This is a genomic window from Tessaracoccus coleopterorum (genome assembly GCF_011174705.1).
Lineage (GTDB): Bacteria > Actinomycetota > Actinomycetes > Propionibacteriales > Propionibacteriaceae > Arachnia > Arachnia coleopterorum.
Genome location: NZ_JAANIJ010000001.1, coordinates 2359527 through 2384435, shown reverse-complemented (window position 1 = coordinate 2384435; position 24909 = coordinate 2359527). Strand labels below are relative to the sequence as shown.

At 70.8% G+C, this 24909-nt stretch carries 29 protein-coding genes, 1 tRNA gene and 4 pseudogenes; 15 read left to right on the top strand and 19 right to left on the bottom strand.

Translation table 11 applies throughout. From position 1 onward, the window contains the following. Positions 1–8 precede the first annotated feature (8 nt). Complete coding sequence (locus tag G7085_RS15305) at positions 9–1076, top strand: LacI family DNA-binding transcriptional regulator (protein ID WP_197511633.1); 1068 nt, start codon at positions 9–11, stop codon at positions 1074–1076. 82 nt (positions 1077–1158) lie between these two features. On the opposite strand, the gene G7085_RS15300 is transcribed toward G7085_RS15305, so the two are convergent. Beyond that, the gene (locus tag G7085_RS15300) at positions 1159–1455 is read right to left on the bottom strand and encodes a GIY-YIG nuclease family protein (protein ID WP_197511632.1); all 297 of its coding nucleotides are present in this window, start codon (positions 1453–1455) and stop codon (positions 1159–1161) included. A gap of 137 nt (positions 1456–1592) precedes the next feature. Continuing rightward, positions 1593–1666 (bottom strand) — tRNA-Gly (locus tag G7085_RS15295). A gap of 250 nt (positions 1667–1916) precedes the next feature. Between G7085_RS15295 and G7085_RS15290 the strand changes: the two genes are divergently transcribed. Beyond that, complete coding sequence (locus tag G7085_RS15290) at positions 1917–3785, top strand: FAD-binding and (Fe-S)-binding domain-containing protein (protein WP_197511631.1); 1869 nt, start codon at positions 1917–1919, stop codon at positions 3783–3785. A 36-nt stretch (positions 3786–3821) separates the two neighbouring features. After that, complete coding sequence (locus tag G7085_RS15285; RefSeq protein WP_197511630.1) at positions 3822–4577, top strand: (Fe-S)-binding protein; 756 nt, start codon at positions 3822–3824, stop codon at positions 4575–4577. Positions 4578–4656: 79 nt separating this feature from the next. On the opposite strand, the gene G7085_RS15280 is transcribed toward G7085_RS15285, so the two are convergent. The 3 genes and pseudogenes from G7085_RS15280 to G7085_RS15270 form a co-directional block, all read right to left on the bottom strand. Continuing rightward, positions 4657–5433, bottom strand: coding sequence for a serine hydrolase domain-containing protein (locus G7085_RS15280; protein ID WP_197511629.1), 777 nt, complete (start codon positions 5431–5433; stop codon positions 4657–4659). Further along, on the bottom strand, positions 5412–5906 hold the full coding sequence (locus G7085_RS15275; protein ID WP_197511628.1) for a hypothetical protein: 495 nt from the start codon (positions 5904–5906) through the stop codon (positions 5412–5414). Before G7085_RS15275 ends, G7085_RS15280 begins: the two co-directional genes overlap by 22 nt. 47 nt (positions 5907–5953) lie before the next feature. Then, positions 5954–7074 (bottom strand): annotated as a pseudogene (locus G7085_RS15270) (6-phosphofructokinase). Between the two features lie 160 nt (positions 7075–7234). On the opposite strand from G7085_RS15270, the pseudogene G7085_RS35185 reads away from it, so the two are divergent. The 5 genes and pseudogenes from G7085_RS35185 to G7085_RS15250 form a co-directional block, all read left to right on the top strand. Then, positions 7235–7399 (top strand): annotated as a pseudogene (locus tag G7085_RS35185) (DUF1707 SHOCT-like domain-containing protein); the annotation flags it as partial. 43 nt (positions 7400–7442) lie between these two features. Next, a complete protein-coding gene (locus G7085_RS26755) occupies positions 7443–7859 on the top strand; it encodes a cell wall-active antibiotics response protein (protein WP_231979579.1) in 417 nt (138 codons plus the stop codon). A 160-nt stretch (positions 7860–8019) separates the two neighbouring features. Further along, positions 8020–8349, top strand: a complete 330-nt coding sequence (locus tag G7085_RS15260) for a PH domain-containing protein (protein ID WP_197511626.1) — start codon at positions 8020–8022, stop codon at positions 8347–8349. Beyond that, positions 8349–8798, top strand: coding sequence for a PH domain-containing protein (locus G7085_RS15255; protein WP_197511625.1), 450 nt, complete (start codon positions 8349–8351; stop codon positions 8796–8798). Before G7085_RS15260 ends, G7085_RS15255 begins: the two co-directional genes overlap by 1 nt. Positions 8799–8842: 44 nt before the next feature. Beyond that, positions 8843–9703 carry a PH domain-containing protein gene (locus tag G7085_RS15250; protein ID WP_197511624.1) on the top strand — a complete coding sequence of 287 codons (861 nt, stop codon included), beginning with the start codon at positions 8843–8845 and terminating at the stop codon, positions 9701–9703. A gap of 83 nt (positions 9704–9786) precedes the next feature. On the opposite strand, the gene ppgK is transcribed toward G7085_RS15250, so the two are convergent. From ppgK to G7085_RS15220, 6 genes and pseudogenes are all read right to left on the bottom strand, one after another. Further along, positions 9787–10575: a polyphosphate--glucose phosphotransferase gene (gene ppgK / locus G7085_RS15245; RefSeq protein ID WP_197511623.1), complete on the bottom strand. Its 789-nt coding sequence runs from the start codon at positions 10573–10575 to the stop codon at positions 9787–9789. Positions 10576–10686: 111 nt separating this feature from the next. Beyond that, a pseudogene (gene argS, locus G7085_RS15240) lies at positions 10687–12320 on the bottom strand (arginine--tRNA ligase). Positions 12321–12333: 13 nt separating this feature from the next. Next, a complete protein-coding gene (locus tag G7085_RS15235; RefSeq protein WP_197511622.1) occupies positions 12334–12552 on the bottom strand; it encodes a hypothetical protein in 219 nt (72 codons plus the stop codon). Next, positions 12549–13481 (bottom strand): MFS transporter, encoded by a 933-nt coding sequence (locus tag G7085_RS15230; RefSeq protein WP_269451883.1) that lies wholly within the window; start codon positions 13479–13481, stop codon positions 12549–12551. Before G7085_RS15230 ends, G7085_RS15235 begins: the two co-directional genes overlap by 4 nt. After that, positions 13396–13623: a hypothetical protein gene (locus tag G7085_RS15225; protein ID WP_197511620.1), complete on the bottom strand. Its 228-nt coding sequence runs from the start codon at positions 13621–13623 to the stop codon at positions 13396–13398. Before G7085_RS15225 ends, G7085_RS15230 begins: the two co-directional genes overlap by 86 nt. A gap of 168 nt (positions 13624–13791) precedes the next feature. Continuing rightward, positions 13792–15288: a xylulokinase gene (locus G7085_RS15220; protein ID WP_331715710.1), complete on the bottom strand. Its 1497-nt coding sequence runs from the start codon at positions 15286–15288 to the stop codon at positions 13792–13794. A gap of 340 nt (positions 15289–15628) precedes the next feature. On the opposite strand from G7085_RS15220, the gene G7085_RS26750 reads away from it, so the two are divergent. Next, positions 15629–15871: a hypothetical protein gene (locus tag G7085_RS26750; RefSeq protein WP_231979577.1), complete on the top strand. Its 243-nt coding sequence runs from the start codon at positions 15629–15631 to the stop codon at positions 15869–15871. Positions 15872–15892: 21 nt separating this feature from the next. Here the strand turns inward: G7085_RS26750 and G7085_RS26745 are convergent, their stop codons facing one another. Next, the gene (locus G7085_RS26745; protein ID WP_231979576.1) at positions 15893–16063 is read right to left on the bottom strand and encodes a hypothetical protein; all 171 of its coding nucleotides are present in this window, start codon (positions 16061–16063) and stop codon (positions 15893–15895) included. Here G7085_RS26745 and G7085_RS26740 point away from each other — a divergent pair. Both G7085_RS26740 and G7085_RS26735 read left to right on the top strand, forming a co-directional pair. After that, positions 16058–16438: a hypothetical protein gene (locus G7085_RS26740; RefSeq protein WP_231979575.1), complete on the top strand. Its 381-nt coding sequence runs from the start codon at positions 16058–16060 to the stop codon at positions 16436–16438. The genes G7085_RS26745 and G7085_RS26740 overlap by 6 nt on opposite strands. Before the next feature lie 300 nt (positions 16439–16738). Beyond that, positions 16739–17047: a hypothetical protein gene (locus tag G7085_RS26735; RefSeq protein WP_231980510.1), complete on the top strand. Its 309-nt coding sequence runs from the start codon at positions 16739–16741 to the stop codon at positions 17045–17047. Here G7085_RS26735 and G7085_RS15210 read toward each other — a convergent pair. From G7085_RS15210 to G7085_RS26725, 4 genes and pseudogenes are all read right to left on the bottom strand, one after another. Next, complete coding sequence (locus tag G7085_RS15210; protein WP_331715709.1) at positions 16996–17529, bottom strand: SanA/YdcF family protein; 534 nt, start codon at positions 17527–17529, stop codon at positions 16996–16998. The genes G7085_RS26735 and G7085_RS15210 overlap by 52 nt on opposite strands. A 37-nt stretch (positions 17530–17566) precedes the next feature. Then, positions 17567–19234: pseudogene (gene pgi, locus G7085_RS15205) on the bottom strand (glucose-6-phosphate isomerase). Next, positions 19231–19581 (bottom strand): hypothetical protein, encoded by a 351-nt coding sequence (locus G7085_RS26730; RefSeq protein WP_231979574.1) that lies wholly within the window; start codon positions 19579–19581, stop codon positions 19231–19233. The pseudogene pgi and the gene G7085_RS26730 overlap by 4 nt, the downstream one beginning before the upstream one ends. Positions 19582–19851: 270 nt before the next feature. Further along, the gene (locus tag G7085_RS26725) at positions 19852–20295 is read right to left on the bottom strand and encodes a hypothetical protein (RefSeq protein WP_231979573.1); all 444 of its coding nucleotides are present in this window, start codon (positions 20293–20295) and stop codon (positions 19852–19854) included. A gap of 302 nt (positions 20296–20597) precedes the next feature. Here G7085_RS26725 and G7085_RS15190 point away from each other — a divergent pair, with 302 nt between their 5' ends. Beyond that, positions 20598–21065 carry a hypothetical protein gene (locus G7085_RS15190; RefSeq protein ID WP_197511618.1) on the top strand — a complete coding sequence of 156 codons (468 nt, stop codon included), beginning with the start codon at positions 20598–20600 and terminating at the stop codon, positions 21063–21065. Between the two features lie 58 nt (positions 21066–21123). Continuing rightward, positions 21124–21267, top strand: coding sequence for a hypothetical protein (locus G7085_RS15185; RefSeq protein ID WP_197511617.1), 144 nt, complete (start codon positions 21124–21126; stop codon positions 21265–21267). Positions 21268–21752: 485 nt separating this feature from the next. On the opposite strand, the gene G7085_RS15180 is transcribed toward G7085_RS15185, so the two are convergent. Continuing rightward, positions 21753–22319, bottom strand: coding sequence for a beta/alpha barrel domain-containing protein (locus G7085_RS15180; RefSeq protein ID WP_197511616.1), 567 nt, complete (start codon positions 22317–22319; stop codon positions 21753–21755). Between the two features lie 107 nt (positions 22320–22426). Here G7085_RS15180 and G7085_RS15175 point away from each other — a divergent pair, with 107 nt between their 5' ends. Beyond that, positions 22427–22804: a DUF2231 domain-containing protein gene (locus G7085_RS15175; RefSeq protein WP_331715708.1), complete on the top strand. Its 378-nt coding sequence runs from the start codon at positions 22427–22429 to the stop codon at positions 22802–22804. Then, positions 22801–23157, top strand: coding sequence for a cytochrome b5 domain-containing protein (locus tag G7085_RS15170; RefSeq protein WP_197511614.1), 357 nt, complete (start codon positions 22801–22803; stop codon positions 23155–23157). Before G7085_RS15175 ends, G7085_RS15170 begins: the two co-directional genes overlap by 4 nt. A gap of 123 nt (positions 23158–23280) precedes the next feature. Here G7085_RS15170 and G7085_RS15165 read toward each other — a convergent pair whose 3' ends face one another. Together G7085_RS15165 and G7085_RS15160 are read right to left on the bottom strand one after the other, a co-directional pair. Continuing rightward, positions 23281–24378 carry a hypothetical protein gene (locus G7085_RS15165; RefSeq protein ID WP_197511613.1) on the bottom strand — a complete coding sequence of 366 codons (1098 nt, stop codon included), beginning with the start codon at positions 24376–24378 and terminating at the stop codon, positions 23281–23283. 53 nt (positions 24379–24431) lie between these two features. Continuing rightward, positions 24432–24599, bottom strand: coding sequence for a hypothetical protein (locus tag G7085_RS15160; RefSeq protein WP_197511612.1), 168 nt, complete (start codon positions 24597–24599; stop codon positions 24432–24434). Between the last annotated feature and the right edge of the window lie 310 nt (positions 24600–24909).

Below are 24909 nucleotides of genomic sequence, written 5' to 3'. Positions count from 1 at the left end.
GAGTGGAGATGAGCAGCACCGGTATCACGATCCGGGAACTCGCCCGGTTGTGCGGTGTCGCGGTTTCGACCGTCTCACGCGCCATGAACGACCGCGACGACGTCAGCCCCGAGACAAAGAAGAAGGTCCACGAGGCCGCCCGCAGGTACGGCTACGTCCCCAACTCGAGCGCACGCGCCCTCAAGATCTCCGACAGCAACTCGGTTCTCGTGGTGATCCAGGGCGAGACGGGTCGGCTGCTGATCTCCGTGCTGCAGTTGTTGGAGGCGGCCTTCGCCGAGTCCGGCTTCGACACGAACCTGACCCACGTCGCCGACCACGACGCCGAGGCCGCGACCATCGAGCGCATGGTGCGGGCCGGGCGTTACCAGTGCGTCGTCTTCCTCGGCCGCTACGGCACCCGCGACAGGGAGGAGTCGGTGACGCTCAGCCGCCGCCTCGCCCAGATCGATGTGCCGCTGGTGTTCTGCACCACGTCGGACTACTCGATCTCCGGGTCGCTCCACTCGTTCGTGTCGGTCGACGACCGGCAGGGCGAGGCGGATCTCACCTCGTACCTCATCGAGCGGGGCCACCGCCGGATCGCCTTCATCGGCGCGGGGTCCGAGATCGACGCCGGGCACGCCTGGGCGCAGCGCCTTGCCGGTTACGAGCAGTCGCTCGTCGCCGCGGGCATCGGGGTCGATCCCGAACTCATCATCGAGGCCGCGGTGCCGGAGCGGCTCTACACGATGGAGAACGGCTTCGACAGCATCGGGCGGCGTCTCGCCCGGGGCCCGCTCGACTTCACCGCCGCCGTCGGCGTCTGCGACGAGGTGTCGATCGGCGTGGCAAGCGCTCTGCGCCAGGCCGGCCTGAACGTCCCGGACGACGTGTCGCTGGTGGGCTTCGACGGCCTGGACCTCAGCCGCTACTGGTCACCGCGCCTCACCACCCTCGCGCAACCCCTCGACCAGATCGCGGAGACGACCGCGCGGGTGACCCTGAACGCCGTCCGCCGACCAGAGGCCCCGGCCGAGCAGGTGTGGATCAGGGGCGAAATCTCCGAGGGCGACTCCGTCCGCCTTCTGGGGTAGCCGCTCCCACCGGGGTCGGCGCCGCGTCGCCGCTACCGGGCGATCCCGACGATCCGGCCGATCCGCTGTCGTTCCGCGGCGCTCAGCACGTACGGGTGTACCCCGCTGGCCCGCCGTCGGGGGCGGGCACCTCGGCCAGGCGCCCCGCGATCAGCGCGTCCCTGTGCTCGCGCCGCCAACCACGCACCTCCTCCTCGAAGAGGGCGGCCTCCCCGTTGTCCGGGAAGGCCGCCGCCCAGACGAGGCTGATCGGGCGCCGCAACCGTGTCCAGGTCGATCCGGTGCCGTCGCGGTGCTGGCTGAGCCGGAGGGCGAGGTCGTGGGCCGTACCGACGTAGTGCGAGCCGTCGGCGCACTCGAGAATGTATGTGTACTCCATGCGGAGACTATCCGGCGACAGAGCCGCCGATGCTGCGACGAGAGCCGGAGCTGTGGACAGATCCCACCTCTGCCGGCACGGAAAGGGCCCCCACGAGGCATCGCGCCTAGTGAAGGGCCGCTCGGCCGGAGGGCCGGTGGAGCGGGCGACGGGAATCGAACCCGCGTATCGAGCTTGGGAAGCTAGCGCTCTGCCATTGAGCTACGCCCGCGTGAGACACAGGTTAGCAGTAATCGGGCGGTGCCCGCCTCCCGGGCCCGGCGGTGTCCGGCTTTTCCGGGCACGGGGCGGCGCTCTTCCGAGGATGTCCGTGCGTGCCGCTTCCGACGCACCACACATCCCCACCTGGGTAGGATCAGGCCCATGTCCAGTTCGCAGTCGACGATGACGCGCGACGACCGGGCCATCACGCGCCTCGCCGTGGCCCACGATGCCTCCCACTTCCTCCTCACCCGAGCGAGGTGGTCACCCCTGCCACCATCGAGGACGTGGCCGAGCTGCTGCGGGAGGCCACCACGCTCCGCAAGCCACTGACCTTCCGTTCCGGAGGCACCAGCCTCTGCGGCCAGGCCGTGAGCGACTCGACCCTGGTCGACACCCGCCGCAACTTCAAGGATCTCGAGGTGCTCGACGACGGGCTCCGCGTCCGTGTCGGCGCGGGCGTGACGCTGGCCAGGGTCAACGCCCACCTCGCGCGGCACGGGCGCCGCCTCGGCCCCGATCCCACCAGCGCGGTCGCCTGCACCATCGGCGGCATCCTCGCCAACAACTCGAGCGGCATGCTCGCCGGCCTGGAGCAGACCGCCTACCGCACCGTCGAGTCGATGGTGTTCGTGCTGCCGAGCGGGCTGGTGGTCGACACCGCGGACCCGTCGGCCGACATCACCCTGCGCCTCGAGGAACCGGAGCTCACCGGCGGCCTGCACATGCTGCGCAAGCGGCTGCTCGCCAACCCGGAGGCCGTTGCCGACATCCGTCGCCTCTTCGCCATGAAGAACACGATGGGCTACGGCATCAATGCGCTACTCGACTTCCACCGCCCCGTCGACATCATCTCCCACCTGCTGATCGGCAGCGAGGGCACGCTCGGCTTCATCGCCGAGGCGACCTTCCGGACGGTGCCGCAGGCCCGCCACCTCGCGGCCGGGCTCGCGCTGTTCAGCGATCTCGACGCGGCCGCAGGGGTCGCGCCGCTGCTGGTCGGGCACGGCTTCGAGGCCGTCGAACTGATGGACGTCGCGTCGCTGCGCGTCGCCCGTCAGGCGAGGACCGCGCCCCTCTTCCTGCGCGGCCTCGACCTCACCACCCAGGCGGCGCTGCTCGTGGAGCTGCACGACGTGGATGAGGAGTCGCTGCAGCGCAGGGCGGCCGAGGCGGCCGAGGTGCTCGCGGGACTCGACGTGGTCGACTCCGTAGAGATGACCACCGACCCGGACCGGCGCAGCGCCCTGGTCGAACTCCGCCGCGGCCTCTACGCGCGCGTCGCGGGGGCCCGCGCATCCGGCACCACGACCCTGTTGGAGGACATCAGCGTCCCGCTCGACCACTTCCAGGAGATGTGCCACGCCCTGGACCAGCTCTTCACGAAGCACCGCTACGGGGTCGAGAACGTGCCGATCTTCGCCCACGCGCGCGACGGGAACATCCACTTCCTGCTCAGCGAAAGGTTCGACGAGGCGGAGGGGCTGCTGCGGTTCCGGAAGTTCACCCGCGACCTGGTCCGCGAGGTGCTGCGGCGCGGCGGCGTCCTCAAGGCCGAGCACGGCACCGGCCGCGCGATGGCCCCGTTCGTGCGCGACCAGTACGGCGACGAGTTGTACGAGGTGATGCGCGCCGTCAAGGCCCTGTTCGACCCTTCAGGAATGTTGAACCCCGGTGTTGTCATCACGAAGGATCCCGACGAGCACCTCCGCAACCTCAAGCTGATGCCCCGCATCGAGCAGGAGGTCGACAACTGCATCGAGTGCGGCTACTGCGAAAGCGTGTGCCCCTCCCGCGACCTGACCCTCACACCCAGGCAGCGCATCGTGCTGCGCCGCGAGATCGCCGCCCGCCATGAGGACCACGACCTGCTCAAACAGGTCGCCGAGTCCTACACATACGAGGCGGTCGAGACGTGCGCGGTCGACTCCATGTGCTCGGTGGCGTGCCCGCTCGGGATCGACACCGGCACGCTTGTGCGCAGGCAGCGGTTGGAGGAGATCGGCGCGGTCGAACGCACCACCTGGCTTCAGGCGGCCCGGTCGTGGGGTCTGTTCACCCGGATGGGGTCGAGGGCACTGACGCTGGCCAAGTCCGCGGCGCCCTCGCCGACGCGGCCGCGAACGTAGGCCGACGCAGCCTCGGCGAGGACACCGTGCCGAGCTATGACCACCGGCTCCCCGCGGCTCGAGGCTCAGGCGCAGACCGAACCGCAGGGACCGGGGCGACCGCGGCGTCGCGGCCTACTTCCCGTCCTGCATGCAGACAGTGTTCGCCGCCTCCGGGAGGGAGTCTTCACCGCGTTCCGGGAGCTCTGTCTCCGCGCCGAGGTGCGCGTGACCATGCTCGACGCCCAGGCCCTCTGCTGCGGCGCGCCCTGGCGTGCCAAGGGCGTCACCGAAGGCTACGAGGTGATGCGCAGGAAGGTGCACGCCGAGATCGTGATGCCCGACCAGCTGCCCATCGTCACCGACGCAAGCAGCTGCACCCGGTCGCTGGCGGAGATGGCCCGACACTGGCAGGTGCCGGTGCTCGACGTCGTCGAGTTCGCCGCCGACGAGCTCCTCCCGCGGCTGCAGGTGACGACGCCGCTCGGGTCGCTCGCGCTGCACCCGACGTGCGCCTCGACAGGGCTGGGCATCAACGAGGCGCTGCTCGAGGTGGCCCGTTTCATCTGCGACGACGTCGAGGTGCCGCTCAGCTGGGCGTGCTGCGGCTTCGCGGGTGACCGGGGCCTTCTCCATCCCGAGCTGACCGAGAGCTCGTCGCGGGAGATGGCCACCGAGGTCAACCGGCGGGAGTACGACGGGTACGCCTCGGTGAACAGGACGTGCGAGATCGGCATGTCGCAGGCCACGGGCAGGCCGTACCGGCACATCCTCGAACTGCTGGAGGAGGCGACCCGCCCCGTGGCCGGTTAGCCGACCGCCGCGATGACATCGGCCGCCAACTGCACGACGCGGGTGTCCCCGGCCTCGGGCGAGAAGCCCATCCGGACGATCACGACGCCCTGGTCGGGCAGGACGAACAGCCGCTGTCCATCATGCCCCTGCGCCAGTAGGCGCTGGCCGGGAGGATCGGCTCGACGAGCGACCCGTCGACCCGCTCGTTGGCCCACCACGACGCGGCCATGCCGTCGGCATCCGTGAGGGCGACGGGGCGGACCCTCGTCGACTCAGCCATCCAGCCCTCCGGCAGGAGCCGCTCCCCGTGGACCACGCCGTCGTTCAGGGCGAACTGCCCGATCCTGCCCCAGTCCCGCGGCGTCGCCCACAGGTAGCTGCCACACACCGGGGTGCCCGCCGCGTCGATCTCCATCACCGCGGAGCCGAGGCCCAGCGGCTGGAACAGCATCCGGCGAGGCAGGTTGGGTCCCAACCCTGCCTTCGCGTTCAGCACCGAGCACAGCAGGACAGTCGAACCGGTGGAGTACTGCTGGAAGGTGCCCGGCGGGTGCGCGGCGGGTTGCCTCGCCATGAACAGCGCCATGTCGGGCTCGTCGTAGAGCATCTGTGTGATGGGCGTGCCCAGCTCGTAGGTCTCATCCCACTGGAGGCCACCGGTCATCCGGAGCAGGTCGTCGACGGTGATCCGGGCGCGCTCATCGGTCCATTCGGGTCGCAGTTGGGCGTCGGTGAGCGACACCTTCCCCTCCAGTACCAGCCGACCGGTGAGCAGGTTCGTGACCGACTTGGACATCGACCAGCCGAGCTGCGGCGTGGCCGCCGTGAACCCGTCCGCGTACCGCTCCCCGATCACGATGCCGTCGCGCAGCACCACGACACCGCGGGTGCCGAGCGTGGCCCGGGCCGCGTCGTCAAGGTCCTCCCGAAGGCGTTGTCCAGCGCCGCCTCGATCGCGGGATCGACCTCGGCGGTCGGGAACTCGGGCGCGGGAGCGACCTCGGCGGGGTCGGGAAGCGTCGGCCTCTCCTCTGCGACAGTGCAGCCGAAGCCCGGGGTGTACCAGGCATTCTGGCCGGCGAGGAAGCCGACGACGGTGACCCGCGACTGCCCATCGGGGCCCATCCACGGCGTCAGGTACGGCACCAGGGGGTTCGAAGGAAGATCCGTGGCGGCGTCGACGCGCCCGGCGACCAACGTGACCGCACAGAGGTTGTGGGCCGCGTACCCGGTACCGGTGCGCAGCAGGGGCCGCAGGTACCAGTAGCCGCCGATGCCCGCGACGAGGAGGAGCACCAACCCCACTGCCGTGGCCGCGGCGGCGACCGTGCGCCTGCGTCTCAGCACCTGCATGGCGCCACGCTAGCCGAAAGGGACCTGCCGCGGTGGCGGAGTCAGTCGCCGAGCCCCGTGCCCACGCCACGGGCGGCCCGGATCCACGGGTCGTCGAGCGGCACGGTCTTCAGGTTGCCCGCCACGTCGCTGAGCGGCACGGGGACCGCCTGCCCGGCCTGCGAGGCAACCGTCACCGAGAAGGTTCCCGCCTGGACGAGGTCGGCGCCCGCCGAGCCGAGCAGGGTGCCGAGCACGCGGTCGTTGGCGTCGGGGGTGCCGCCGCGCTGCACGTAGCCGAGCACCGTGACGCGGGATTCGAGCCCGTCGCCACCTCCAGCGCCGAGGCGACCTTGAACGCGTTGTCGCGGTGGGCGGCCTCGACCGTTGCCTTGTGCTTGTTCGCCGCGGCCTTGGCCTCAGGCGTCGCGGCCCCCTTCACCAGTGCGACGGCCGCCGCGAGGTCGGCGGAGTCCTCCTGGTTCCGTGCGCCCTCGGCCAGCGCGATGACGGAGAAGTTGCGCCCCGAGCGTGCCCTGCCCGCCACAGACTCGGCGATCGAGTCGATCGAGTACGGGATCTCGGGGATCAGGACGATGTCGGCGCCTCCCGCGATGCCCGCGCCGAGCGCGAGCCAGCCGGCCTTGTGACCCATGATCTCGACGACGATGACCCGGTGGTGCGAGTGGGCGGTCGAGTGCAGCCTGTCGATCGCCTCCGTCGCGATGCCGAGCGCCGTGGAGAACCCGAAGCTGGTGTCGGTGTGGGCGATGTCGTTGTCGATCGTCTTGGGCAGATGGATGATGTTCAGCCCGGCCTGGGCCAGGCGGTTGGCGTTCTTCGCCGTCCCACCGCCGCCGATGCACACGATGGCGTCGAGCTTGTTGCGCTCGTAGTTCTCGATGATGGTGGGCACCATGTCGCACACCTCGCCGTCGATGAGCATCTTGTGCGGCTTGTCGCGCGAGGTGCCGAGGATGGTGCCTCCGACGGTCAGGATGCCCGCGAGTGCCGCGCCGTCGAGCGTCTGCCAGCGGTCCTCCACCAGGCCACGCAGGCCGTCGCGGAAGCCGATCAGTTCCATGCCGTGGTGGCCGATGGCGGCCTTGCCGAAACCGCGGATCGCCGCGTTGAGGCCCGGTGAGTCGCCGCCGGCCGTCAGTATCCCCACTCGCTTGCCCATGTGGACCTCCTCGTTCTGCCCCACCCTATTGCTCCGCAGCCGCACCCGCGGGCCCATCCGGCGAACCACTCCAGGGTCTTCCCTGAGCCGCCCCGGAACCGCCCCGCATCCGCCCCGTGCGGCAGGGTCACGCGGGCACCCCCGGGCCTAGACTTGGCGCATGTCTCCCCGGATCGATGAACTCCGCTGCGCCGACCAGGACCGCGAACTGGTCGCCCAGGTCCTGAACAACGCCTACGCGGAGGGTCGGCTGACGTTCGACGAGCACGCCGAGCGGATCGCGCACGCCTACGACGCGAAGACCTTCGGCGATCTGGACGTCCTCACCGTCGACCTGGTCGCACCCACCAGGCGCCCCGCCCCTCCCCGTGGCGCCCGCAGCGGCGCGCCCGCTCCTTGTCGCGAAGCCCGGCGAGTTCACCGGCGGCAACGCCATCCTCTCGTCGCTGCGCCCAGGCAAGATCGACGTCGTCGCCTCAGAGGTGACCATCAACTCATGGCTCGGGGACGTGCGCCTCGACCTGGTCGACTCCACCTTCGCCAGCCGCGAGATCACGCTGAACGTCGGCGGGCTGATGTGCGATGTCCGGATCCGGGTACCCGAGGGAGTCGACGTCAACGTCTCCCGGCTGTCCTCCGTGATGAGCGATGCAAAGGTCGAGGGCACGATTCCCCGTCCAGACGGCATCCGCATCAATCTCGTGGGTACGGTGGTGATGGGAGAAGTGAAGGTCCTCGGACCGGACACTACGAAGCGCAACAAATACGAGAAGTTTGTGAAGTGACCCTGGACGACCTCTTTGCACCGCCTGGCACCCCCTGGCAGGGGCTGCACCCGAACTACCTGAAGTTGAAGTTGCTGATGATCCCCTCACCTGGGGAATCTTCCTGGCGCTTGTGTGGGTGGCCTCCTACTTCCTCGCCCCGGGGTGGGTGAAGTGGGCTGTGCTCGCGACCGGCCTCGTCTGGATCGGCTGGCGGCTGTGGCGCGCGCCACGCGTCTTCCGGCGGTGGGGCTTCGCCGAACGCGACGAGGACGTCTACGTGACGCACGGCCTCTGGCACCGGAGACTTCAGTGCGTGCCGTACGGCCGCATGCAGCTCGTCGAGGTGGCGTCCGGGCCCATCGAACAACGGTTCGGCCTGTCGACAGTGCAGATGATCACCTCGTCGACCGAGGGCACAGTGTCGATCCCCGGCCTCTCGTGCGTGGACGCCGCCGCGCTGCGCGACCGCCTGATCGCCCGGGGCGAACTGCAGCAGGCCGGCATCTGATGGACCCCACTCTCGGCCCGGCTCCCGAGCCGTCGGCGGCCGCACCTGCGCCGTCGCACCGGGAGACGCTGGTCGAACGGCCCAGTCCGCTGACCGGGCTCGCCCGCTCCGGCATCGCCCTGGCTGCGGTCGCCGTCATCATCGTGCGCGAGTTCCTCGAGTCTGGTGAGGCATTCGGCGGGACGGCGCTGTTCGCGGGCATCGCCGCCGGCGTGGTCGCCCTGCTCGGCGGAGTGAGCGGCGTCATCACCTGGCGCACCACCACCTTCGTGGCTGACGACGCGGAGTTCCGGGTGGAGAGGAACTTCATCTCCCGCACGTCGTCGCGCGTCGACTACACGAAGGTGCAGTCGATCGACGTCAGCCAGCCGTTCGTGGCGCGGCTGCTCGGGCTCGCGAAGGTCCACATCGACGTCGGGGCGCCGGCGGGGTCGACCTCGCCTACCTGACGAAGGCACGCGCCGACTCGCTGCGTGAGCACCTGCTCGCCAACATGCGGGCGGCCCACGTCGATGTCGTCCTGGAACCACCCCCGCAGGAGCAGGACGACGGGGAGCTCATCGTCCGGGTGCCGGTGCGCAACCTGCTGCTCGGCGCGCTCATCTCGATGGGCGCATCACTGTCCCTGACCTTCGCCGCCGTGTTTCTCGTCGTGACTCTGGTGACGGATACCCCCGTCACCCTCTTCGCCTCGGCCGCCGCGATCATCGGCTGGCTCTGGAGCCAGACGGGCAGGAACTGGGGCTTCACGATGACGCGTCGGGGCGACGCGCTGCGCATCCGGCGAGGCCTGCTGAGCACCGTCACGCAGGGCCTCAAACCGCACCGGATCCAGGCCGTGTCGATCGAGCAGGACATCCTGCAGCGGCTCACCGGGCTCTACCAGGTGTCCGTCACCGTCCTCGGCTACGGCGTTCCGGGCACCGACGAGGACGGCGCGGGTAACGCGGTCGTCCTGCCGTTCGGCACCTGGGAGGACGTGATGACGGTGTTACACGCTTTCTGGCCCGACCTCGACCTCTCGAAGATCGAGGCCCACCCTCAGCCGGAGCGCGCCAGGTGGCTGACCCCCGTGTCGTTCCACAGCCACACGTGGGGCATCGGCGAGGACGTGGTGCTCGCGCAGCACGGCCTCATCACCCAGCGCCGCGCCATCGTCCCGCACCGACGGATGCAGTCCGCGAGCATCGAGCAGGGCCCGCTGCAGCGACGACTCCGGCTGGCCGAGATCGCCATCCACACCACGGACGGCCCCGTGTCGCTCAAACTGGGCAACCTCGACGTGGCGGTCGCCCGGGGCCTCTTCTTTGAGCAGCTCGAGCGTGCGAGGAGGGCCCGGCTGATCGCCGACTGAGGGCCCGTGACCCCTGATACGGAACCGGCCACCCCTGGAGGGTGGCCGGTTCCGATGCGGCATCCGCGGGCGGTCCTGGGGTGTCAGGCCCCGACCTGCTCGCTGTGATGGTCCGGGTGCTCGATGGCGTCCTTGGTGAACAGCGCGGCACCGACGATGCCCGCCCGGTTGCGCATCGTGGCCGGGACGATCGGGGTCTTCAGCTCGAAGAGGTCGCCGAACTTGTCCCAGTCCTTCGAGACGCCGCCGCCGACGACGAACAGATCGGGCGAAAACAGCATCTCGACGTGCTGGTAGTACGGGTTCAGGCGCTTGGCGGTCCACTCCTCGTAGGAGAGGCCCTCCTTTTCCTTGATGGACGAGGCGGCCCGCGACTCCGCGTCGTGCCCGTCGAGCTCGAGGTGACCGAGCTCGGCATTGGGGACCAGGACGCCGCGGTAGATGATCGCCGCGCCGATGCCGGTGCCCAGCGTGGTCAGGATGACGAGCCCGTCGTTGCCCTTCGCCGCGCCGAAGTGCACCTCGGCCAAGCCGGCCGCATCCGCGTCGTTGACCAGCGAGATCCGACGCCCGAGACGCTCCTCGAAGAACCTGTCGGCCTGCAGACCGGCCCATTCCTGGTCGAGGTTCGCGATGAAGGGGACGCTGCCGTGCACCACAGGGGCCGGAATGGTGAGCCCGACCGGCGAATCACCGATAACCGGCGTGAAGTGCTCGATGATCTTCCCGATGACGTCGGCGACGTTGGCCGGCGTCGACTTCTTCGGGGTGGGGATCCTCAGTCGGTCGGCGACCAGTTCGCCGGTCTCCAGATCGACCGGTGCGCCCTTGACACCCGAACCACCGACATCGATTCCCAAGATAATGCTCATGCACGGAATCGTAGCGGCAGGGGCGCCTTTCCAGGGGTCAACCCCGGCGAGCGGGCATCCGGAGAGACCCGGCCAAGGCCTCCCGCACCCACGGGCGCGGGAGGCGCCGGGTCACATGCGTTCGGGCGCGTCGATCCCCAGCAGGTTGAGGCCACGGGCGAGCACGCCCTTCGTGGCCGCGCACAGCGCAAGCCGCGAGGCCCGCACGTCGCCGTCCGACTTGAGCACCGGGCACACCTCGTAGAACGACGCCAGCGTTCCCGCCAGCTCATAGAGGTAGGTGCAGAGCTTGTGAGGCTGCAGGTGCTGGGCGACGTCGTCGACCACGTCGCCGAAGCCGCTGAGCGTCAGCGCGAGCTGCTGCTCGACGGGCTCGTCAAGGACCGTGACGGCGCCGTAGTGGATGCCCTCGGCCTCGGCCTTGCGCAGGATCTGGTTGACGCGGGCGTGCGCGTACTGCAGGTACGGGCCGGTGTTGCCGGTGGTCTGCACCATGCGTTCGACGTCGAAGGTGTAGTCCTTCTGGAGCCCGTTGCTGAGGTCGGCGTACTTGATGGCGGCCAGCGCGATGTTCGGCGCGGCCTCCTCCTCGGCCGCGTCGAGCAGCGAGTCGAGGGTCGCGGCCTTACCGTCACGCGTCTTGAAGGGCCGGCCGTCGGGGCCGAGCACCATGCCGTAGCCGACATGCTGGGCGACCACGTTCTGGGGCAGGAACCCGGCGAGCCGCGCGGCGGCGAACACCTGCGAGAAGTGGCCCGCCTGGCGGGCGTCGGTGACGTAGATGATCCGGTCGGCCTTGAGGTCGCGGACCCGGCGGCGGATCGCGGCCAGGTCGGTGGTCGCGTAGCCGAAGCCGCCGTCCGACTTGCGCACGATCAGGGGCGCGTCGTAGCCCTCCACGAAGATGCACAGGGCACCCTGATCGACGACCGCGACGCCCGACTCCTCGAGTTCCTTCACGAGCACCGGCAGGTCGTCGTTGTAGGTGCTCTCCCCGCGAGGTCGTCATCGGTGAGCAGCACGTTGAGCCGGTCATAGGCGTGGTTGAACGCGGGCTTCGAGATGTCGACGAGCTGCTGCCAGATCTGCAGCGACGTCACGTCACCGCCCTGGAACGTGGCGACCCGTGCGCGGGCGCGGGTGGCGAACTCCTCGTCGTCGCGGAATCGGGCCGCGGCGCGCTTGTAGAGGGCGTCGGCGTCGCCGAGCGACAGTTGCGTCACGTCGAGACCCTCGTCGAGCACCTCCTCGATCAACATGCCGAACTGGGTTCCCCAGTCGCCGATATGGTTCTGCGGGATGACCGTGTTGCCGACCGCCGTGAGGGTGCGGTTGAAGCAGTCGCCGATGATGGTGGTGCGCAGGTGACCGACGTGCATCTGCTTGGCCACGTTGGGCGCCGAGTAGTCGATGACGACGCGCTGCGGGTAGCCGGTGACGTTGATGCCGCCGTCCGGATCCTCGAGCAGCGAGGTGACCGCGCCGGCGAGGATCTCGGTGCGGAGCCGGAAGTTGATGAAGCCGGGGCCCGCGATCTCCGGGGTCTCGCACAGGTCGGCGATGTCGAGTCGGCCGATGATGTCGGCGGCGACGTCACGAGGCGGTCGCCCCTCCTGCTTGGCAAGGCGCAGGGCGACGTTTGACTGGAAGTGACCGAACTGGGGCTTCGTGGCGGGGCGCATCTCAGGGTCGACGCCGGTGACGGCCCGGAGGCGTGCGTCGAGGAGCGCGGGGAGCGATTGCATGTGGGCCATTGTCTCACCCGCGGCACGATCGGCTCAATCGCGGCGGCCGGGAACCGCCGCCGGGTGGCGCGACGGGCATGGGCGGCGAAGACGACCCGGAGACCAGGAGCGCGACCGCGGCGCCGATGGTGACGAGAATGGCCCCGTGATGGCCCGACGCGTCGGCAGAGGTGCCGGCGAGGAGGTTGCCGATGGAGGTGCCGAGCGTCACGGAGGCGGAGAGCAGGGTCATGGCAAGCCCGAGCCGCGCGACGGGGGTGCGGCGGCCGGCGGCCGCGAAGACCGTGACCATGATCGGACCGACGGGGCACCGATCAGCAGCATGCCGAGCACCATCTGCCACGGCTCCGCCGGGAGCAGCAGGAGCACGGTCGCGGGGAGGGTGAGGACGGCGCAGGCGAGCCAGCGGCGCTGCTCGCTCCAGCGGGCGGGCCAGCGGGAGACGCTGAGGGCGCCGAGGCCCGATGTGATGCCGATGGCCGCATAGATGAGGCCACCGCTGCCGGGGTGCCCGGTGGCCGCGGCGAACACCGTCATGCCGGTGGCCAGCGAGCCGAAGATCGCGCCGATGGCGAGCATCCCCGCCACGCCGATGGCGAGGAAGCCCAGCGGCATGCGGTGGGGCGCTGCGACGTCGGCGTGCGCGTGGCCACCGACCGGGCTGGCGGCCTTCGCGCTGCGGTCGAACGCGAAGGCGGGCACCGCCAACAGCGCGAGGACCGCCGCGATCACCAGCGGCAGGGGCGCCCCTGCAGCGGCGGCGATGATCCCGACGAGCGCCGGGCCGACCACGTAGGCCATCTCGTCGATGGTGCTCTCGTAGCCGAGGGCAAGGTCGACGGCGACACGGTCACCGGGGCCGGTCAGCCTGCGGATCCAGCGGACCCGCGTCATGGGGCCGACCTGCGGCACGACCATGCCTGCCACCAGCGCCCACCCGATCAGGGCAGCGTCCAGGTCGACGGTGCCGCCGCGCGGCGCACCGGCCCAGAGGAGCCCGACCAGCGCAGTGATGTAGGCGACCGTGGAGACGAGCAGCACGGGGCGTTGCCCCCAGCGGTCGGAGGCGGCCCGATCAGGGGCGCGCCCAGCCCGACGCCGACACCCGCGATGGCGGCGACGACGCCGGGGTGGTGAAGTCGCCCGATCCGGCGGCCACATAGGTGAGCGCCCCGATGGTGAGCATCGACTGGGGCAGCCGGGCCAAGGCCGATGCGATGATGTAGGGCCAGCCGACCCGGGCGAGCAGGCCGGCGAAGCCGGAGTCGGGGCGCGCGGGCGGCGCGTCGATGTGGATGGTCATGGGTACCTCGAACGTTGGGTCGCTCCCGCGACCTGCGCGACGTCCCAGCCTCCCGTCGCGCGCTTACCCTTTGACGAAGGACAGTCTAGCTCGTTGGTGCGCCCGCCCCTCAACGGGCGCGGGCACGTGCCGCCGGCGCCACCGACCGCGGGTCAGTGGTCACTCTTTTCAGCAGGACCGACCGGAATCGGCCACTGGCCGATTTTTCCGGCCCTCCCCGGGATCCCCGACGTCAGATGGCCTCGACGGCGGCCCTCTCCACGACCAGGCCGGCGCGGTAGCGCTCCATGAACTGGTTGAAGCCCGCCACGTCGGCCGGAGACGGCTCGACCGTGTCGATCTCGGCGTCGGAGAACACCTCGGTCTGCAGCCACTCGGCGAGCGGGGTCGGCTCCCCAGGTACGACGCGAGCAGGGCCATACCCCACGCCCCACCCTCACCGGCGACCTCGCCGACGGAGACGGGCGTGTCCATCGCGGCGGCGAGGAAGCCCTGGGCGACACCCTTGGTCTTGAACAGACCGCCGTGGGCGAACATCGAGTCGAGCCCGACGCCCTCGTCGCGCAGCAGCACGTCCATGCCGACGCGCAGCGCGCCGAGCGACGCGAACAGGTGCGTGCGCATGAAGTTGGCCAAGCTGAACGTGCTCGACGGCGTGCGCACGAACATCGGACGGCCGGCTTCGAGCCCGGTGACGTGCTCGCCCGCGAGGTAGTTGTAGGCGAGCATGCCGCCGCCGTCGGAGTCGGCCTCGAGCGCGGAGCGGTAGAGCGTCTCGAAGAGCTGGTTCGTGTCGAACTCGGCGCCGAGCGCACGGCCGACCTCGCCGAACAGGCCCACCCATGCGGAGAGGTCGATGGTGCCGTTGTTGCAGTGGGCCATCGCGACCAGGTCGCCCGCCGGCGTGGTGACGAGGTCGATCTCCTCGTGGAGCTTCGCGAGCGGGCCCTCGAGGACCACCATGGCGAAGATCGAGGTGCCCGCAGAGACGTTGGCCGTGCGGCGCGCCACCGAGTTGGTGGCCACCATGCCGGTGCCTGCGTCACCCTCGGCCGGGGCGACGGGGACTCCCGCCTGAAGTTCACCGGTCGGGTCGAGCAGCAGGGCACCCTCGGCAGACAGCATGCCCGCCCGGGCGCCGGCGGGAAGGACTGTGGGCAGGATGTCGGCGAGCTTCCAGCCGTACCCGCGGTCGGCGACCAGCTCGTCGAACTGCGCAACCATCGCGGCATCGTAGCTGCCGGTCGCCACGTCGATCGGGAACATGCCGCTCGCATCACCGACGCCGAGGTTGCGCTCGCCGGTCAGCACGTGGTGCACGTAGGCGGCAAGCGTCGCGAGGTAGTCGATGTCGCCGACGTGGTCCTCACCGCGGAGGATCGCCTGGTACAGGTGCGCGATGCTCCACCGCTGCGGGATGTTGTGCTGGAAGAGCCCGGTCAGCTCCGTTGCCGCCTCGGCGGTCATCGTGTTCTGCCAGGTACGGAAGGGCACGAGCAGCTCTCCCGCGGCATTGAACGCGAGGTAGCCGTGCATCATCGCCGAGATGCCGAGCGACCCGACACGGGTCAGACGCAGGCCGTGGTGCCGCTCGACGTCTGCCGCCAGGTCGGCGTAGGCCGCCTGAAGCCCGGCCCAGACCGCGTCCAGATCGTAGGTCCACACGCCGTCTTCGAACTTGGCCTTCCAGTCGAACCCACCCGTCGCGAGGGCTGCCTGTCCGGCCCGATGAGAACCGCCTTGATGCGGGTCGAGCCGAACTCGATTCCCAGCGCGGTGTGACCGTTCACAATGGCTTCTGCGGCGGTGGCGTTCTGATCCACGTTGACCTCCCAATCGGTGTGCCCCATCATGGCCTGTCGCGCAGGTCTTGTCACCGTCAGGGTCCGGCACCATCGGCTTCGGGGGTCGGCGTCACGCATGCCTCCACGGGCTGGCTACTCTGGTCCCCATGCGAATCTCCGTGATCGGATGCGGGTACCTCGGTGCCGTCCACGCAGCATGCATGGCGGACCTGGGCCATGAGGTCGTAGGTATCGACGTCGACGAGGCCAAGGTGGCGAAGCTCGCCGCGGGCGTGCCTCCCTTCCACGAGCCGGGCTTTGCCGAGGTGCTCTCCAGGGGTGTCGAGTCGGGTCGGCTGCGCTTCAGCACCGACGCGTCACTGATCGCCGACGCCCAGATCCACTTCATCGCCGTCGGCACCCACAGCAGGCTGGCCGGCTCGCGGCAGACATGTCCTACGTGAACGCCGCCGTCGACACGATCCTCACCCACGCCGCCCCGCCGACGGCCCCGCGCTCGTGGCCGGCAAATCGACGGTGCCGGTCGGGACGGCGGGCGCCATCGCCCTGCGCCTCCACGAGTCGGGCCGACCGCTCCTGCTGGCCTGGAACCCGAGTTCCTCCGCGAGGGCCACGCCGTCAAGGACACGTTGCACCCCGACCGCCTCGTCTACGGGCTGCCCGACGACCACGCGACCGGCGTGACCGCCCGCGACCTGCTCAACGAGTGCTACGCGCAGACGCTCAGCGATGGGACGCCCCTCGTGGTGGCCAACTACCCCACCGCCGAGCTCGTGAAGGTGGCGGCGAACTCGTTCCTGGCGACCAAGATCTCCTTCATCAACTCGATGGCCGAGCTGTGCGACGCGACGGGCGGCGACGTCACCCGCCTCGCCCAGGCGATCGGCCACGACGACCGGATCGGCTCCAAGTTCCTGCAGGCGGGCATCGGCTTCGGAGGCGGCTGCCTGCCGAAGGACATCCGCGCCTTCATGGCCCGCGCGGGGAACTCGGCGTCGACCAGGCCCTGACGTTCCTGCGCGAGGTCGACACCATCAACCTGCGGCGTCGCGACCACGCCGTCGCGCTGGCAGAGGAGGCCGTCGGCGGCAGCCTCGAGGGCAGGCGGATCGCGGTGCTCGGCATCACCTTCAAACCCGACACCGACGACATGCGCGACTCCCCGCCCTGGACATCGCGAGCAGGCTGTGGGCCGCGGGCGCCGAACTGGCCATCGTCGACCCGGCCGCCGGGCCGCGCTGCGCGAGCGCCGGCCCGACCTGTGCGTGCCGGACAACGTCGAGGAGGCGGTCACAGGGGCGGACTGCGTGATGATCCTCACGCCGTGGCGCGAGTATGTTGACCTGGACCCGGGGTCGCTCCTTCCGTTGGTTGCGAACCCGAACGTGATCGACGGCCGCAACGTCCTCAACCCCAGCGGTGGCACAACGCAGGCTGGAACTACTACGGGATGGGGCGCGGCGTCAGCGCCTGGTGAGTCAGGCTCAGTCGCCGATCGCCTCACGCAGCGCCGGGTCGGGCGGATCCTGCTGCGGGGCGCGCCCCGACCAGACATCCCATTCGGCCTTCAGGTTGGCGAGCCACTCGCGGCCGGCGCCCTTGATCCAGTTGAGGGGTAGCGCCTCAGCATCGTCTCATCGCCCACCCCGACGGCGTCGACCCCGACCAGGCCGCAGATCGCGACGGCGCGCCCGACGTGGTAGTCCTGCGTCACAAGCGTCAGCTCGGTCACGCCGAACACGTCACGCGCCCGCACACACGAGTCGTAGGTGTCGAAACCCGCCGGGTCCTCGACGATCCGCCCGGCCGGGACCCCCGCCGCCACCAGGTAGTCACGCATGACGGCGGTCTCGTGGTTGGAGCGGGAGAGGCCGTCCCCGGTCACGAGGACGGCGCTGACCTTGCCGGCCTCGAAGAGCTCGACGGCCAGATCGAGCCGCGCGGCGAGGAATGCCGACGGACTGCCCGGGTTGGCCTTCGCGCCGAGCACCATGGCCACGCCGCGCCGCGGGACGTCCGCTACCGCGTACGTCCGGCCCGCCGACACCGCGCCGAGATGGATGGCGCTGGCGATCACCGGGAGCGACCCGGTCAGGGCCACGGCGACGGCGACCGCCAGGAGGCGTCGGCCCCTTCGCTCAATCGCGGGCGCCAAGGTACCAGCTGACCAGCGCCTGGGTGGACCCATCCTGCCGGGCCAGCGCCTCCGCGTCACCGAAGACGGCGGGTGCGATCTCCAGGGCGAGCTTCTTGCCCAGCTCGACGCCCCACTGGTCGAACGAGTCGAGGCCCCACACGATGCCCTCGACGAACGTGATGTGCTCGTAGAGCGCGATCAGCTGGCCGACGACCGACGGGGTGAGCGCCGAAGCCAGGATCGATGTGGTGGGCCTGTTTCCGGCGAAGACGCGGGCCGGGACGACGGCCTCGGGTGTGCCCTCGGCGCGGACCTCCTCGACGGTCTTCCCGAATGCGAGGGCGGCCGTCTGTGCGAAGAAGTTCGCGAGGAACAGCCCGTGCACGTCGGTGTCGCCGTCCCTGGTCGGGTGCGCCGGGTTCGCGACGGCGATGAAGTCGGCGGGATCAACCGGGTGCCCTGGTGGATCAGCTGGTAGAAGGCGTGCTGCCCGTTCGTGCCGGGCTCGCCCCAGAAGATCTCGCCCGTGTCCGTGGTGACGGGGTGCCGTCCCAGCGCACGGACTTGCCGTTGGACTCCATGGTGAGCTGCTGCAGGTAGGCCGGGAAGCGGTGCAGGTACTGCGCGTACGGGAGCACGGCGTGGCTGTGGGCGCCGAGGAAGTTGACGTACCAGACGTTGAGCAGGCCCATCAGGAGCGGGACGTTGCGCTGGGGTCCTCGGTGCGGAAGTGGGTGTCGACGGCGTGGAAGCCGGAGAGGAAGTCACGGAAGCCGTCGGGGCCGATCGCGATGGCGACGGGAGGCCGACGGCGGAGTCGACGGAATAGCGGCCACCGACCCAGTCCCAGAACCCGAACGCGTTCGCGGGGTCGATGCCGAAGTCGGCGACCTTGTCCAGGGCGGTGGAGACGGCGACGAAGTGCTTGGCCACCGCCGCGGTGCGGGCCTCGTCGGTGTCCTCGATCGCGCCGACCTCGACGAGGCGGCGGAGCAGCCATTCGCGGGCCATCCGGGCGTTGGTCAGCGTCTCGAGCGTGGTGAACGTCTTCGAAGCCACGATGAACAAGGTGGTGGTCGGGTCAAGGTCGGCGACCTTCTCGGCCACGTCGGACGGGTCGATGTTGGAGACGAAGCGGCAGGTGAGCCCTCCTGCCGGTAGGGCAGCAGCGCCTCGTAGACCATCACGGGCCCGAGGTCGGAGCCGCCGATGCCGATGTTGACGACGGTGGTGATGGGCCTGCCTGTGACGCCCTTCCACTCGCCGGAGCGCACCTTGTCTACGAAGGCGAACATGGAGTCAAGCACCTCGTGGACGTCGGCGACGACGTCCCGGCCGTCGACGACGAGCTCAGCGTCGGCAGGGAGGCGCAGCGCGGTGTGCAGAACCGAGCGGTTCTCCGTGACGTTGATCTTCTCACCGGAGAACATGGCCTCCCGGCGCTCGGCGAGACCGACCTGGTCGGCCAGCCGCAGGAGCGCGGCCACGACGTCCTCGTTGATCAGGTTCTTCGACAGGTCGACGTGCAGGTCGGCCAGGTCGAAGGTGAGGTCGCGGGCGCGGTGGGGATCGGCCTCGAACCAGCCACGGAGGTCGGGGACGAGGCACCCTTGAGGGTCTGCAGATCGGACCAGGCGTCGGTGGAGGTGGGGTCAACCGGAGTGTTCATGGCCCCAGCCTAAGGTGCGGCCCCGCCGGGGACCCAGTCAACCCCGCGCCGGTGTGCGGAGCGGGCTCAGCGGACGCTGATGTGCACGTGGTCGTAGTGGTTGGCGGTGGAGCTGCCCCGGTCGGACATCCCCGCCACCCGTCGCCGGAGCGCTGGGTCGTCCAGATCTTCTGCTGGTAGATGACCTCGATGATCCCGAGCGACTTCGCGTTGGCCCTCGCCCAGTTGGCGATGTCCCAGCCGTAGTCGCCGCTGACCATGATGTCGAGCGCCCGGCCGGAGCCGTGGTACGAGCCCGCCCCGGGACGGTAGCCGCCGTAGCTGCTGACCCGGTGAACTTGCCGCACACGGCCCTCAACACGGTGGCCGTGCGGGAGGTGAGGTTTGCCTCGAGGCCGCCCGCCTTCGCGCACCTGGCGTCGGAGAAACCACCGGAGGTGGCCCCGGATGAGGAGCCGCCCGATGACGAGCTGGAGGCCTTGGCCGTGGGCTTCTTCGAGGTGAGGAAGCTCCCCTTGACCCAGCCTGACCTCTTGGACACGACGACCTGCCGCCAACCGTCGACCTCGCGGTCGGTTACGGCGACGGCGGCGCCGTCGGACAGGACCGTGCTGGCGTCATACCCGGTGCCCGGCCCGCGGCGGACGTTGACGCTGTCTGTCGCATACCAGGTGCCCAGCGTCTCCCCGAGGCTGGTGTAGTCCGGCTTGGCCTTCGCGGGCGCGGGGGCCGCAGCGGCCGCCGCGCTGGGCGCCGGCGTGGCGCTGGCCGCGGCGCTGGGCGTCGCGGTGGACGTCGCGGTGGGCGTGGGGTGGGCGTGGGGTGGGCGTCGCGGTGGGCGTCGCGGGCGCGGTGGGCGTAGGGATGGGCGTCACCGGCGTCGGGGTGGCCGAGGGCGCCGCGGAGGGGCTCGTCAGGCTCTCCGGCAGCAGGGACGCTCGGGCGAGGTCACGCGAGGTGCCGAGCGACGTCGACGAATAGGAGCCGGACTCCGTGTGGTCGGCGGCGCGGTCCTGCGGCGGCACGACCAGCAGTGCGGCGGTGAGGCCCGTGACCGACAAGATGGTGAGCGGGCGATGGCCAACCGGACGAAGCGGTTGGAGCCCCCGGACCGCCGGGTCCCGCGGCGGGCCACGCTGACGGTGCCGAGCTCCGCGAGGGCTCCTCCGCCGCACTGTCGGCCGGGCCGCGCGTCGTGCCGATGCCACCATCGTCACCAACCTTCCTGAGAAAATCTAAGGCTCTCTCAGCTTAGGGGTCCGGTGGGTCATTTCCAAACACCGCTCTCAGGTAACCCTCTCGCGCTGAGCGGGTGATTGGGGCTACTCTCAGCAAACGTTAACGAAAGGGCAGAAATCCCGCCATGCACCGTCGCATCCTGCGCCTCTGGCTGTCGGCCCTCCTGCTGGGCCTGGTGGCACTGTTCCCCACGGCGGCACTTGCCGACGTCGGGGTCCGGGTCGAGGTCTCCGCCACCGCTTCGCGCGTCACCATCTCGGGCAGGCTGAGCGGCGATGCGGGTCAGATCCGTCGCCGCACGGTGGTGGCCTCGGTGGACGGCACCGAGGTGGGAAGGGCGAAGACGCAGGGAAGGGTCGGTTCTCGGTCGAGGCCGATGTCCAACTGGCCCTGGCAGGCACACCGCTACGGTCACCGTCGACGGCGAGGCTGTACTGGGCGCGACCGAGTTCACGGTGGGCGAGGCCGATGCAGGCGACCGTCCCACGAGGCCCACCGAATCGCAGCGCCCCGCTGCGGTGAAGGTGAAGTTGACGGCGACAGGCCCGGCCTCGGCGATCAACGGGGGATGATCGCCGTCGAGGGCAGGTGACGGCGGGAGGCCGGGCGCTCTCGGGGCGGGGATCACCCTGGCCGACGCGGCCGGCGACGTGCCTGACTCCTTCGCGATAACCGGCAACGACGGCCGGTTCCAGACGCTCTACTTCGTCCCCGACGAGCAGGCCGAGGGCGACATGGACATCACGGTGTCCTTCGACGGTTCGGGGGCTACCCGTCGGCGCGCGCCACCGTGACCGTGCCGGTGATCAGGTTGGACGACCCCGTCGCGACCCCCAGCGTCACCGCGAGCCCGACCCCACGCCGACGGCGACCCCACGCCGACGCCCACGCAGGCCCCTACCCTTCACCGGCCCCTCCGCGGAAACGGCGCCCCCGTGCCCGCCGAATCGGCCGGTGTGTCCCCGACCTGGATCATCCTCGGCCTCGGAGGCCTCGGCGCCGTCGCGACGGCGTGCGCGGTGGTCGTCGCGGCACGGAGGGGCTCGATCCTCCACCGCCACAACCATCCGTCCGGCCCGGGGTTGGCGGCTGGACCTCCTCGACGTCACCGCCGGCAGCCCGGATGGGCAGGGCCGACCCGACGGGCGGGGCGACTCACCCCGCGGTGGGCCGGGGAACGATGCGGGGGCCTGGCGGGCCCCGCCGGGCCGCGACGTCCGACTAGGCGTCGACGACCGGCGCGTACCTGTCCTGGACCGATGCGAAGGAGCCGACCCGGTCACGCAACTGGTTCAGCGATCCGCCGGCGAAGGCGTCGCCGAGCAGAGTCGCCTCGATACACACCGCCCGCGCGCCGGACTTGAGCCACTCCCCGCCGCGTAGGCCCCGATGCCACCCATCGGGACCACCCGGTCGCCCAGGCCGATCTCGGAGAGCCGATTCCCGAAGGCGTGCCCGACGACGTCGGCCGGCCAGACGAGGGCACCGGTCGCACCCGCGCCGAGGACCCCCGGATCTCGGCAGGCGTCATCGCCGACGCGAAGCACGGCACACCGGTCGCCGCCGCATGCCCGATGAGGCCCGGATCGGCGAGGTCGAGAAGCAGGAATGACACACCGACCGCAGCGCACGCCCGGACCTCCTCCCCGGTGGCGACGCGGTACGCGCCGAACACGGCCCGGGAGCCGAAGATGCCGACCACCTCGGCCAGGTACCCGGAGCCGGCGGGGAGCGCGAACCGGGAGAGCCCTTCCTGCAGGAGCGTCTCGATGACGGCGACGTGGTCGTCGAGCGAGGCGTCGGGCAGGCAGACGATGAGGCCGTGGGGTTCCGGGGCGGTGGTCATGGCCCAATTCTGCCCGAGTCGGGAGCCGGCAGGCATCCACAGCCTCCCTGGGCGGATTCTCAGGCGACCCACAGCCCGGTGCTTGGAAGGTTCCCTACGCTTCTCCCATGTTCGACACGATCTTCGGTCTACCGGTGCACCCCCTCGCGGTGCACATACCCGTCGTGCTCCTGCCACTCTCCGCGGTGACGCTCACCGTCATGGCCTTCAGCAACCGGTGGAGGCGGCGCCTCGCCCTGCCCTCGTTCCTGATCCTCGCGGTCGGGACCCTCGGGGCCGGCGCCGCCACGTTGTCGGGCGACGAACTCGCGGCGAGGGTCGGGCAACCGGGCGCCCACGGGACCCTCGGTACCGCTCTGGCCTTCGTGGCGTTCGCCTACCTGCTCGGCACGGGCGCATGGCTGCTGTGGACGCGGGTGTCGACCGGCAGTCTCCGCGACAGCGGCTCGCCGGGTTCGGCGTCGCGGCCGTGTCGCTGGTGGTGATCGGGCTGACCGCCGTGACCGGGCACCTGGGAGCGACCTCGGTGTGGTCGGGCACATCCGCGGCCGGCCCGTCTTCCGGCCCGACGGCATCGGCGGGCGCGGCCGGATCCCCCACACCGGCCACCCACGGCTACACCATGGCCGAGGTGGCCGCCCACGACTCGACCCAAAGTTGCTGGGCAGCGATCGACGGTGAGGTCTACAACCTCACCGATTGGATCGACCTGCACCCCGGCGGCCGCGAGGAGATCCTGCGCCTCTGTGGAACCGACGCCACCATCGCGTTCCAGCGGCAGCACGCGGGTCAGCCGAAACCCGCCGAGCGCCTCGCGGGCTACTCCCTCGGCCCCTGATCGGCTGACGGCTGGGAGATCAGCGGCTCGGCTGGCCCCGTTCCGCGAGCCGCGCCTGCAGGGTTTCCAACGCTCCGGGCATGTGTGCCCTCAGCCCCCGCACCAGCGCCCGGCCCTCGGCGGTCAGCGCAAACTGGTTCCAGCTCGGTGGCACCACGAGCCCCACCGCGTGCAGGCGCCCGATGACGTCATCGAAGGCGTCGTCCGGGAGGCGTTCCCCCAACGCGAATCCGACCGAGCGGAGCACCACCGGTGCGGCGAGGCTCGGCCGAAGGAGGCGCCCCGTTCCCGCCAGCGCCAGCAGCACGGCGGCGTCCGGCCCACCCCAGGGACGCGGCCCGGGCGCGGCGGGGTACGGGGTAAGTCGCAGCCCGAGCCGGCTCTCGACGGGGCGGGCGATGTCGGGGCGATGCCTCCACGGGCGAGCAGGTCGCACAGGTGTGCGCGCTGCGCCGGATCGGGTTCGACGAGCGTGGTCGACGCAGCGGTGCCGATGCCGGCGACCCACCTCCTTGCGGACGCCATCAGAGCGGGGCCGCCGTCCGAGGCGGCGAGCAGCGCGGCGCGGATCCGGTCCCATCCACCGCGGCTGGCGAGCAGCGGGGCGAGCAGGCCGCGCTGCGGGATGTCGGCCCAGCGGGGCGCCAACTCGTCGAAGCGCCAGCCTCCCCGCACCGAGAGGACCGCCGCGACGGCGGCCGCACAGGTTGGTCGGTCGAGTAGAGCGACGAGGCGGGCGAACTCGTCCGGGGCGAGCCCCGGTGTCGCCAGCGCCCTGATTGCCGTTGGCCCGGCCGGACCACCCGATTCCGCGAGGTCGAGCAGCCGCGCCGGGGCGATGGGCACCCCCGCCTCGACGGCGGCCTTCAGGGCGCGCACGGTGCCGTCCTGCTCCCAGGCCCGCTCGCACCAGCCCCGCACGTCGAAGCCGCTCTCCGTCAGCCGGAACCGGGCCGCCGAACGCACAAGGGACGACCGGTCGTGCAGCAGGGGCACCATGGCCTCCCCGTCGCGGCTCAGCCAGGCGCCCGCAGCACGGACCCGTGCGTGCGGGGACGCGAGCAGCAGCGGAGAATCGGCGACGACGGCGCGCGATGCGACGTGCCTGGCGAGGACGCCCGCCACGGCGGGCTCCGGCTCTGTCGCGAGGCGCTCGACGACCGTCGCGAGCGACGGCCCTGAGGCGAGCCAGTCGTCGGCGGCCCAGCGTCGCGTCGCCACGTCGTTGCTCAGCCAGGCGAGCCGCCACGCGTCGGTGCCGAACCGCGCCCGGATCAGGTCGCGGTAGCGGCGCAGTGCCTCCGCGCCACGCTCCCGCCCCTGAGCGCGACGAGCACCGGGAGGCAGTGGGCCGCCCGGGCCGGGTCGAGGCGGTGTTCGGCGGCCCGCCAGGCCCGCCGTCGCACCTGCTCGACATGGTCGCAGAGCAGCAGCGCGAGCATCCGGTCGGCCACCGGGGAGGGTCAGCCCCCATCCGCAGCACCGACACCTCGCGGCAGCGCCCGTTCCACGAGAGGGCGAGCAGCCAGGCGGTGGCGTCGCCGCCACCCTCGATCGGGTCGACGGCGGAGGCCGGTACCTGCGGTGGCCCAGCGTCGAGGCCAGCGCGAGATCGGCGGGGCAAGGGCGAGCAGGGCGCTGCGCACCGCCCTGTCGTCGCCAGCCGCGGCGAGCGAGACGAGCCGCGGGAGTTCATCGCCCACGAATGCCCGGTTTCCTGCCATGGGGCCGAGCCTAGCCGCGCCGCAAACC